The sequence below is a fragment of the Paraburkholderia sp. Ac-20347 genome, from assembly GCF_017104805.1.
GTDB classification, from domain to species: domain Bacteria; phylum Pseudomonadota; class Gammaproteobacteria; order Burkholderiales; family Burkholderiaceae; genus Paraburkholderia; species Paraburkholderia tropica.
Genome location: NZ_JAAGPN010000609.1, coordinates 1 through 1,038 on the forward strand (window position 1 = coordinate 1; position 1,038 = coordinate 1,038).

General features: G+C 62.1%; 1 protein-coding gene. It reads right to left on the reverse strand.

All coding sequences use genetic code 11. From position 1 onward, the window contains the following. Positions 1 to 5: 5 nt before the first annotated feature. Entirely contained in the window at positions 6 to 875 is an 870-nt protein-coding gene (locus tag G3N97_RS38985) for an IS3 family transposase (protein WP_205998024.1), read from the reverse strand. Positions 876 to 1,038: the final 163 nt, after the last annotated feature.

Consider the following 1,038-nt stretch of genomic DNA (forward strand, 5'->3'; position numbering starts at 1 on the left):
TGACCTTACCCCGCCGAGTACACCATTCGTAAGTTAGTGGGCTCGCCGCTTTTCGGTTGATGCAGTTGCCGGAATTGGTCCGGCGCCAGTTGCCCGAGGGCACTATGCGGACGCACGGAGTTGTAGTCCGTGCGCCACGCTTCGATTCGCGTGCGTGCATCGTCGAGACTGACGAACGCATGCTGGTTCAAACATTCTTCGCGCAGTCTGCCGTTGAAGCTCTCGATATGCGCGTTTTCCACCGGCTTACCAGGACGGATGAACTGCAGCTTGACGCCATGTTCGTGCGCCCATGCATCGAGCGCCTTGCTGACGAACTCCGGCCCGTTGTCGACCTGAATCAGATCGGGCCGCCGTCCCCGCTGACGTAGTTGCTCCAGAACGCGCGCGACTCGAACTCCTGTCAGCGAGAAGTCAACCTCGATGTGCGGGCACTCGCGATTCCACGCGTCGATGATGGTCAGCATGCGAATGCGTCGGCCATGCACCAGCGCGTCAGCAACAAAGTCCATTGCCCAGCTTTCGTCTGCGCCGTTGGGCGTCGGCATTACCACGCGCAGATGACTCGGGCGCTTCTTACGCCGTTTCAGGCGAAGCGACAGGCCCTCTGTGCGGTACAACCGCTCAGTCCGCTTGTGGTTCTGGACCAGGCCCTCCCGGCGTAGCAAGACATGCAGGCGGGGCGAGCCAAACCTGGGCCGCTCCTGTGCCAGCTCACGCAGCCGTTGCCGGACTTCATGGTCGGCATCAGGCGGCACCGGCCGCCGGAACGTCCGGCGATTCAGGCCAACGAGCGCGCACGCCCGGCGCTCCGAATAGTCGTGCTGCTCAATCACCCGCTGCACGACTTCCCGGCGCTGCGCGGGCGAACTCACTTTTTTCCGAGCACGTCCTTCAATACCTGGATGTCAAGCGCCTGGTCTGCGACCAGCCGCTTGAGCCGCTGGTTTTCCTCTTCCAGTTGCCGCAAGCGTCGCGCTTCCGACACATCCATGCCGCCGTAGCGACTACGCCAGTTATAGAACGTCGCATCCGATA